The 8,559-nt window shown below is 63.5% G+C and carries 9 protein-coding genes and 1 pseudogene; 6 read left to right on the top strand and 4 right to left on the bottom strand.

What is annotated here, in order from left to right; all coding sequences use genetic code 11:
* Together Y708_RS29855 and Y708_RS0112395 are read left to right on the top strand one after the other, a co-directional pair.
* Positions 1-272, top strand: a pseudogene (locus Y708_RS29855) (hypothetical protein); the annotation flags it as partial.
* Positions 269-1,210 carry a lipid II:glycine glycyltransferase FemX gene (locus tag Y708_RS0112395; RefSeq protein WP_028280184.1) on the top strand — a complete coding sequence of 314 codons (942 nt, stop codon included), beginning with the start codon at positions 269-271 and terminating at the stop codon, positions 1,208-1,210. The pseudogene Y708_RS29855 and the gene Y708_RS0112395, both read left to right, overlap by 4 nt.
* Here the strand turns inward: Y708_RS0112395 and glpX are convergent.
* Positions 1,192-2,241: a class II fructose-bisphosphatase gene (gene glpX / locus Y708_RS0112390; protein ID WP_051478955.1), complete on the bottom strand. Its 1,050-nt coding sequence runs from the start codon at positions 2,239-2,241 to the stop codon at positions 1,192-1,194. The two genes, Y708_RS0112395 and glpX, sit on opposite strands and share 19 nt — an antisense overlap.
* 133 nt (positions 2,242-2,374) lie before the next feature.
* Between glpX and Y708_RS24730 the strand changes: the two genes are divergently transcribed.
* From Y708_RS24730 to Y708_RS0112375, 3 genes are all read left to right on the top strand, one after another.
* Positions 2,375-2,962, top strand: a complete 588-nt coding sequence (locus tag Y708_RS24730) for a DUF4245 domain-containing protein (RefSeq protein ID WP_035776205.1) — start codon at positions 2,375-2,377, stop codon at positions 2,960-2,962.
* 67 nt (positions 2,963-3,029) lie between these two features.
* Positions 3,030-3,644 carry a carbonic anhydrase gene (locus Y708_RS0112380; RefSeq protein ID WP_028280182.1) on the top strand — a complete coding sequence of 205 codons (615 nt, stop codon included), beginning with the start codon at positions 3,030-3,032 and terminating at the stop codon, positions 3,642-3,644.
* A gap of 49 nt (positions 3,645-3,693) precedes the next feature.
* Positions 3,694-5,124: a class II fumarate hydratase gene (locus Y708_RS0112375; RefSeq protein WP_028280181.1), complete on the top strand. Its 1,431-nt coding sequence runs from the start codon at positions 3,694-3,696 to the stop codon at positions 5,122-5,124.
* A 163-nt stretch (positions 5,125-5,287) separates the two neighbouring features.
* Here the strand turns inward: Y708_RS0112375 and Y708_RS0112370 are convergent, their stop codons facing one another.
* On the bottom strand, positions 5,288-5,758 hold the full coding sequence (locus Y708_RS0112370; protein ID WP_028280180.1) for an NUDIX hydrolase: 471 nt from the start codon (positions 5,756-5,758) through the stop codon (positions 5,288-5,290).
* Between the two features lie 5 nt (positions 5,759-5,763).
* A complete protein-coding gene (locus Y708_RS0112365; protein ID WP_028280179.1) occupies positions 5,764-6,267 on the bottom strand; it encodes a prepilin peptidase in 504 nt (167 codons plus the stop codon).
* Between the two features lie 57 nt (positions 6,268-6,324).
* Here Y708_RS0112365 and Y708_RS0112360 point away from each other — a divergent pair, with 57 nt between their 5' ends.
* Positions 6,325-7,068: a hypothetical protein gene (locus Y708_RS0112360; RefSeq protein ID WP_035776202.1), complete on the top strand. Its 744-nt coding sequence runs from the start codon at positions 6,325-6,327 to the stop codon at positions 7,066-7,068.
* Between the two features lie 87 nt (positions 7,069-7,155).
* Here Y708_RS0112360 and Y708_RS24725 read toward each other — a convergent pair whose 3' ends face one another.
* Complete coding sequence (locus Y708_RS24725; protein WP_253905799.1) at positions 7,156-8,484, bottom strand: PhoH family protein; 1,329 nt, start codon at positions 8,482-8,484, stop codon at positions 7,156-7,158.
* Positions 8,485-8,559: the final 75 nt, after the last annotated feature.

Below are 8,559 nucleotides of genomic sequence, written 5' to 3'. Positions count from 1 at the left end.
TGGCGCAGCACGGTCCGGTGATTGTGCTCGCAGTGGAAGGCGGCGCCCGCCTCGATTCGCCGAAATCGGAGCTGGGACTGCTGCATGGGCAGAGCGGGTTCATCCCTGTCACGGAGGAGCCCGTGCTTGCGCATCCGCTGGCCAACAGCACTTCCCGGGCGGTGCTGTTTGCCGTCACAGTATCGGGGAATCCACTTGAGTTCGGTGGCGCTTCCTCCGGTGGCGATTCCTCCGGTGACGATTCCCCAGGCAGACCGGATCAACCGGCATGAATCAGTCAATCCTGCAGACAGACCGGTGGGCGGACTTCCAGCGTTCGCTGGGGAAAACCGTTCTCCAGGCGGACGGCGCCGGATGGTCCTATCTGGCCATCCGGGAGAAAACTTCCCTCGGCAGCTACCTGTACGTCCCCTACGGACCCACCGCTGCTGACGGCCCCGCACTGACCCGGGCACTCGCCGCATTGCGCGACGAGGCGCGCGCCAACGGTGCGCATTACGTGCGGGTGGAGCCTGTCTCAGCCGGATTTGGAGGGACAGCCAGTGAACTACTGACCGGATTGGGCCTCCGGAAGGCACCCCTTGATGTTCAGCCGCGGCTGACGTGGAAGGTGGACCTGACGCAGGACCGTGAAGCACTCCTTGGCGCTATGCGCCCCACCAGCCGAAACCTCTTCCGGAACATTCACAAGAAGGGTGTCACGTTCGAGACGCTGACCGATCCGGAACAGATTGGGATCCTGCTGGATTTCCTCCACGATGTCTCAGAGCGCGCCGACTTCACGGCACAGTCGGACGACTATCTCACGCAGGCATCGAACTCGTTGATGCCCGCGGGCTCGGCAAAGCTGTTTGTCGCCAGGCTGGACGGCAAGCCCATCGCCGCAGCGCTCTCCTATGACACCGCATCCGCCCGCGTCTACGCCCATGCCGCCGCGGATAATGCCCACCGCAAGCTCAACGCCGGTATTCCGCTGGTGGTGACCATGATGATGGATGCGAAGGACGCCGGCATGTCCACGTTCGACCTGTGGGGTGTCTCCCCTGAAGACGAACCTGACCACAAATGGGCTGGATTCTCGCGGTTCAAGCGCTCCTTCGGCGGCTACGAAGTAGCGTATCCGGGCACGTGGGACCTGCCGGTGAACCGCCGGATGTACTTTGTGTACACGCTCACCCGGCGGCTCCGCGATTACGTCAAACGCGCGTAGCTCTCCCATTTGTGGGCCTGGTGCTCGCCGTCCACCACGCGGATGGTGCCGGACTTTGAACGCATCACGATTGACTGGGTGAGCACTTTGTCCCGATTGTAGCGGACACCGCGCAGGAGGTCGCCGTCGGTGATGCCGGTGGCCGCAAAGTAGCAGTTGTCACTGGTGACCAGGTCATTGGTGGAAAGCACCCGGTCCAGGTCATGGCCGGCGTCGAGCGCTTTCTGCTTTTCGTCGTCGCTGGTGGGCCACAGGCGTCCCTGAATCACGCCGCCAAGTGACTTGATGGCACAGGCGGCCACGATGCCCTCGGGGGTGCCGCCGATTCCCATCAGCGCGTCAACATCGGTGCCTTCGCGGGCAGCGGCGATCGCGCCGGCAACGTCACCGTCCATGATGAACTTGGTGCGCGCGCCCGCGTCGCGGATTTCCTGCACCAGCGGGCGGTGGCGGTCGCGGTCCAGGATCATGACGTTGAGCTGGCTGACCCGCTTGCCCTTGGCCTTGGCAATGAGGTGCAGGTTCTGCTTGACCGGAAGCCGGAGGTCCACCATGTCCGCGGCATCGGGACCGGTCACCAGCTTCTCCATGTAGAACACCGCCGACGGGTCAAACATGGTGCCCCGCTCAGCGACAGCAAGCACTGCGAGCGCGTTGTTGATGCCGAGTGCCGTTAGCCGGGTGCCGTCAATCGGGTCCACCGCAACATCGCACTCGGGACCACTGCCGTCCCCTACCCTCTCGCCGTTGAAGAGCATGGGCGCTTCATCCTTCTCGCCTTCGCCGATCACCACTACACCGTTGAAGTGGACGGTGGAGAGCAGGGAGCGCATGGCGTCCACCGCAGCGCCGTCGGCCTTGTTTTTGTCCCCGAATCCCACCCAGTGACCGCCGGCAATTGCGGCCGCTTCGGTCACACGAACCAGCTCCAGCGCCAGGTTGCGGTCCGGCTCGTCATCCCCCACAGCGAGGGCGGGTGAAAGAGTGGAGTACTGCGCTGCCTTGCCGGTATTGGACACGTCTAACCTCATCGTCGAAATGGTTGGTACCTCACCGCAATCATAGTGCGCGCGCACGACGCCGGCGCCTTGCGTGACGCCGGGCGGCCGCCCCGTAGTTGTGGTCCGGTTATGGGACTCGGGCGCAGTGGGGGAAAATGGGACGGTGAGTGAACCCCAGGACACCCCCACGGCTGCGGCACCCAAGCCCGTACTGACGCCCAAGCAGGCCAAACGGGCCAACTCCAGTGTCATAGGCATGCTCATTGCCGTGGCAGCCACCCTGGGCCTTGTAGTTCCGGTGATACTTCTCAACCCTACCCATACGGCTGAAACGTACGCGCGCAACGTGGATGTGGCCACGATCGCCGAGCAAGCTGAGGACGCTGCGGGCTATCCACCACTTGCCGTGCCACTCCCTGACGGCTGGACCTCCAACTTTGCCCGTTGGAACGGCGGCGGCGCTGACGGGGTGGCATTCTGGGAGGTGGGATATCTCACACCGGAGAGAGAATTCATCCAGCTCACGCAAACAGATGCGGCCAATCCCACGTGGACTGCGCAGCGGACCGGCACAGCTCAGCCGTCAGGGCAGCGCGACATTGAAAGCGTGACCTGGGAATTGCTGGACAGTGAGGATGGCGACGCCTACCTCACCGCTGAAGTGGAAGGCTTTACGCTGATCCTGAACGGCACCGCTGAACTGGCGGAGTTCGATGTCCTGGGCGGCGCCGTCGTCAATGAGCTCCGCTAGGCTTCCCACTCAATGAGTTGTCATACGATGCGCACCCGCGGCGGGGACCCGCAGTAAAGTAGGCCGGGTGACAAAGCAACTCACGCCGGCGCAGGCCTGGCTCAAGCTCCGCGACGGGAACGCACGCTTCATTTCAGCTGCGTCGTCGCATCCCAACCAGGACGCATCCCACCGTGCTTCGCTGATCAATACCCAGAACCCGTTTGCGGTGATCTTCGGTTGTTCGGACTCACGGCTGGCGGCCGAGATCATTTTCGACCTCGGGCTCGGTGACGTATTTGTGGTCAGGACCGCGGGACAGGTGATCGACGACGCAGTGCTCGGCTCGCTGGAGTACAGCGTCAGCCTGCTCCAGGTGCCCCTCATTGTCATCCTGGGACACGACAACTGCGGCGCGGTTACTGCAACCATGGACGCCATCGACACCGGCGAGATGCCCACCGGCTTCATCCGCGACCTGGTGGAGCGCATCACTCCGTCCGTCCTCACGTCGCGCCGCAACGGTGTCACCGATGTTAATGGCACGGTGGTTGAGCACATCAAGCAGACCTCCAAACGGCTGGTTGATTCCTCGCGGGTTATTTCCGACGCCGTTCAGCGCGGGTCCACCGCCGTCGTCGGCATCACCTACCGGCTCGACGACGGGAAGGCCGACGTCGTCTCCGGATTTGGCGCGCTCTGATTTGTGGCTGTGATTTGGCACCTCCGGCACCACCCGCGAGAATTGGCGCATGACTGAATCGCCTGCCGCAGAAGCCGCCGAATACCGTATTGAACACGACACCATGGGCGAAGTCCGGGTGCCGGCCAACGCCCTGTACCGCGCCCAGACGCAGCGCGCCGTGGATAATTTCCCGATCTCCGGCAAGAAGCTCGAACGCACGCACATCGAAGCCCTCGCCCGGATCAAGAAAGCGGCGGCGACCGCCAACGCGGAACTCGGAGTGCTCGACGGCGAGCTCGCCCGTGCCATCGAATCGGCTGCCGACAAGGTTGCGTCCGGACAGTACGACGGCGACTTTCCCATCGACGTGTTCCAGACCGGCTCCGGCACCTCCTCGAATATGAACACCAACGAGGTCATCGCAGAACTGGCTTCGCGTGCCCTCAAGGAGAGCGGCAGCGACAAGGTGGTCCACCCCAACGACCACGTCAACGCATCCCAGTCCTCGAACGACGTGTTTCCAACCTCCGTGCACGTTGCGGCCACCTCGGCACTGATCAATGACTTGATTCCCGCACTGGAATATCTTGCCGTATCGCTGGAGCGTAAGGCCTCGGAATTCGACGGCGTGGTCAAGTCCGGCCGGACCCACCTGATGGATGCCACCCCCGTCACCCTCGGCCAGGAGTTCGGCGGTTACGCCGCCCAGGTCCGCTATGGCATTGAGCGCATCAACGCGTCCCTCCCACGGGTGGCCGAAGTCCCTCTGGGCGGAACGGCCGTGGGCACGGGCATCAACACGCCGGCCGGCTTCTCTGCCCGGGTGATTGAGCTGCTGGCCGGCGACACCGGACTGCCGCTCACCGAAGCACGCAACCACTTCGAGGCCCAGGCCAACCGCGACGGTCTGATTGAAGCGTCTGGGCAGCTGCGCAACATCGCCTATTCCTTCATGAAGATCAACAACGATCTGCGCTGGATGGGCTCCGGCCCCAACACCGGTCTCGGCGAGATTGCGATTCCGGACCTGCAGCCCGGTTCCTCGATCATGCCGGGGAAGGTCAACCCGGTTATTTGCGAAGCGGCCATCATGGTGTCGGCACAGGTCATCGGCAACGACACCACCATTGCCCTGTCCTCCACGAATGGCGCGTTTGAACTCAATGTGGGCATTCCGGTCATGGCGTCAAACCTGCTCGAGTCCATCCGGTTGCTGAGCAACACCAGCCGCGTCATGGCGGACAAGATGATCGATGGGCTGACCGCCAACACGGAGCGCGCCCGCTTCCTGGCCGAAGCATCGCCGTCGATCGTGACGCCGCTGAATAAGTACATCGGCTACGAAAACGCCGCGAAGATCGCCAAGAAGGCCGTGGCTGAAGGGCTCACCGTCCGCGAGGCTGTGGTGGCCCTTGGTTTCGTGGAACGCGGAGAGCTGACCGAGGCACAGCTTGATGAGTCGCTCGACGTACTTTCGATGACCCGGCCGCCGCAGTAGCGCTGGCCGGATCGAGAAGGCAGGACACGCCACTTATGCGAAGCTCATCGCGGCGTGCCCTACCATTTCGATCACCGGAGTGGTGGAGACCGGAGGGCCTGGTCTCCACGCGCTCGTTCCTCGCTTGCCATATCGCGCGGGTTATAACGGTTGCGTCCCGAGCTCAGCGAACAAAGAAAGGAACGCCGCCGGCATGCCGGGCTGATTCCACCAGGTGACGGTGGCGGTCGTTCAGCTCCGGGAGTGCATCGAGGCTGAACCAGCCCACGTCGGTCGATTCGTCGTCGTTCACGCGTGCTTCACCGCCACGATAGCGGCAACTGAAGACCAGGCTCAGGAAGCTGCACACATCCCCGTTGGGGAACGTCACCGGACCAACCACCTCCACGCTCGCAAGGTGCTCCACTTCCACGTGGACGCCGGTTTCCTCGAAGACTTCGCGGACAATGCCCGGAGCAGGTTCCTCACCCGGATCAAGCATTCCGGTGATGATGGTCCACTGTCCGTTGTCGGCGCGCTTACCGAGCAGGACGCGGCCGTCGTCGTTGTACACCACCGCCCCGACCCCCGGGAGCCAGAGCGGATCATGACCTATCTTTGAGCGGAGCTGTACAACAAAATCGGGAACTGGCATGCGTTTCAGCCTAGCGTCAGGGCCAGTGCGGCGCCCACGATCATGAACGGGCCGAACGGGATGTGGGATTTCGCGGTTCCGCGGCCGGAGATGATCAGGCCAATACCCCAGAGCCCGCCCAGCAGGAAGGCTGCGAATGTCCCCCACAGCACCTGCCCCCAACCCGCAAACCCCAGGTAGAGGCCCAGCACCCCCGCCAGCTTGACGTCGCCGAATCCCATTCCCGCCGGATAGATGACCCGCAGCACAAAGTAGATCAGCCACAGCACCGCCGCGCCGCCCACCATGGAGAGCACCCGGCCCCAGTCCTGCGACAGGAGCGCGGCGCTTCCCAACAGCACAGCAGCCGCGGGATATGAGGGAAAGATGATGCGGTTGGGGAGGCGGTGGCTCTGGATGTCTATGATGCTCAGCCAGATCCCCACTGCGGCAAACAGCACCAGAGCCAACGCGCACGCCCAGAACGCTGCAGCACTGGAAACCCAGTACTCCCCCATGATGCCGGTCATGTGCCTACGGTACTTGAATCAGCCCGTTGCACAGCTCACCGTGGCTAGACTGTGGATATGTCGGCAACCCACAGCGCGACCCCCGCGAGCACCTTTCGATCCTTGTGCAGATCCTCCCCCTGGCGTTGGGACACTTTACGCTTCGAAGTCTTTTGGCGGGGGCCCGACGGCGCCTCTCCCCCGCTGCGCGCCTGGATCAGGAGACCGGCCGCGCTGCGCGTCGAGGCTGCTGACGGATCGCTCCTCCACAGCAGCACCGGAACAGAAGGCTCGCGCGACTCGCTGTATGTGAGCGCCACCCGCAAATCCTGGCTGCTTGCACCGCGGCTCGTGACCCCGGTCTATAACGACGCCGGTTATGTGCACCGCCGCCCGGAAGCCGCCTATGGCGATCCCGCATTCGGCGATCCGCGATGGTCCGCAATGCTGGATCCCGTGGAATTCGCAGGCGATTCACCTGTGGCGTTCGAGTCCCCCTTCGCCAACCGGGTGGAACTTGTTGACATCGCGGCGGAGGAGCATGAGGGCCGTCCGGTCCTCGCCGCCACAGTGAGCCCAAACATCACCTACAAGCCGAATGCCCAGGGCTTTCCGCTGATCGGCCCCGGACGCACCCGGGTGGCGGTGGACGTCCGCACCGGAATCTGCGTGTCCACCCTCGTACTGGATGGCGGGCGCACGGGCGGCGGCCACTCGTTGAAAATCCTCGGCTCCGACGAGTACATGGTCGATGACCTCTTTGTGGATTCGCCGCCGTCGCTCACGGACGTGCGGGAACACATCCCCTGGCACGTGACGTAGGGCCAAACCCAACCGGCCGACGTCACCCCTTACAGCTCAAGTCACCCCGCATACGGGGTGACCTCAGCCAACAGGGGTGACTTCGCACTAGATTTCCGCACCCTCCAGCAACTCAGTCACCAGCGCAGCAATGGGCGAGCGTTCGGAACGGGTCAGCGTGATGTGGCCAAAGAGCGGATGGCCCTTGAGGGTTTCGACCACCGCCGCGATGCCGTCATGGCGGCCCACCCGCAGGTTGTCGCGCTGGGCAACATCGTGGGTGAGGACAATTTTCGAATTCTGCCCGATGCGGCTCATCACGGTCAGCAGGACGTTCTTCTCCAGCGACTGCGCTTCGTCCACGATCACAAAGGAGTCATGCAGGCTGCGTCCGCGGATATGCGTCAGCGGAAGAACCTCCAGCATCCCGCGGTCCATCACCTCCTCGACCACCTCCTGGGACACCAGGGCACCCAGGGTATCGAAGACCGCCTGTGCCCAGGGGTTCATCTTTTCGCTTTCACTGCCGGGCAGGTACCCGAGCTCCTGTCCGCCCACCGCATACAGCGGACGGAAGACCACCACCTTCCGGTGCTCGCGGCGCTCCAGCACTGCCTCCAGCCCTGCGCACAACGCAAGCGCTGACTTTCCGGTGCCGGCACGTCCTCCCAGTGAAACGATTCCCACTTCGGGGTCCATGAGTAGATCGATGGCGAGACGCTGCTCAGCCGACCGCCCGTGCAGGCCAAACACATCCCTGTCCCCGCGGACCAGGCGGGTCTGTTTGTCCCCGCCGACCCGTCCCAGCGCAGAACCCTTGACGGAATGCATGATCACCCCGGTGTTCGCGGGGAGCTCAGCGGCGGCCGGAAGGAAGACCGGCTGGTGGTCATAGAGCGCATTGACGTCATCCTCCTGGACGTCCAGTTCAGCGACGCCGGTCCAGCCTGAATCCTTGACCAGCTCGTTCCGGTATTCGTCGGCCTGCAGCCCCATGGCTGAAGCCTTGACGCGCATCGGGAGGTCCTTGGACACCACGGTGACGTTTCGGCCTTCCACGGACAGGTTCTTGGCCACCGCAAGAATCCGCGAGTCGTTGTCCCCGCTGCGGAAGCCCACCGGCAATAATTCGGTGGAGACGTGATTCAGTTCAACCCGGAGCGTTCCGCCCTCTTCCCCAAGTGGGATCGCCCGGTTCAGTCCATTGTGCTTGACGCGCAGTTCATCCAGCAGCCTCAACGCCTTCCGGGCGAAGTAGCCCAGTTCGGGATCGTGGCGCTTTCCCTCCAGCTCGGAGATCACCACGATCGGCAGGATCACCTCGTGCTCGGCAAACCGCAGGATTGCCCTCGGATCGGATAACAGCACCGAGGTATCCACCACGTAGCTCCGGCTGCCCAGGCTTTCAACAACCGAAAGGCCCGCCGCTGCAAGGATGTCTTCTTCATCCTTGGCTTTGCGGCGGGCCTTTGCGGTGGCTGCGGCTCGTTGTTTCGCGGCGCCCCGTGTCGG

The sequence above is a fragment of the Arthrobacter sp. H5 genome (assembly GCF_000520595.1).
Lineage (GTDB): Bacteria > Actinomycetota > Actinomycetes > Actinomycetales > Micrococcaceae > Arthrobacter_D.
Note: the sequence above shows the minus strand (reverse complement) of the source record. Positions and strands in the feature narration are given on the sequence as shown.

Bases quoted from the DNA above. Each gene is read 5' to 3' on its own strand.
- Y708_RS0112375 (WP_028280181.1), top strand. From the start codon at position 3,694: ATGACTGAATCGCCTGCCGCAGAAGCCGCCGAATACCGTATTGAACAC.
- Y708_RS0112360 (WP_035776202.1), top strand. From the start codon at position 6,325: ATGTCGGCAACCCACAGCGCGACCCCCGCGAGCACCTTTCGATCCTTG.
- Y708_RS0112365 (WP_028280179.1), bottom strand. From the start codon at position 6,267: ATGACCGGCATCATGGGGGAGTACTGGGTTTCCAGTGCTGCAGCGTTC.
- Y708_RS0112370 (WP_028280180.1), bottom strand. From the start codon at position 5,758: ATGCCAGTTCCCGATTTTGTTGTACAGCTCCGCTCAAAGATAGGTCAT.
- Y708_RS0112395 (WP_028280184.1), top strand. From the start codon at position 269: ATGAATCAGTCAATCCTGCAGACAGACCGGTGGGCGGACTTCCAGCGT.
- glpX (WP_051478955.1), bottom strand. From the start codon at position 2,241: ATGAGGTTAGACGTGTCCAATACCGGCAAGGCAGCGCAGTACTCCACT.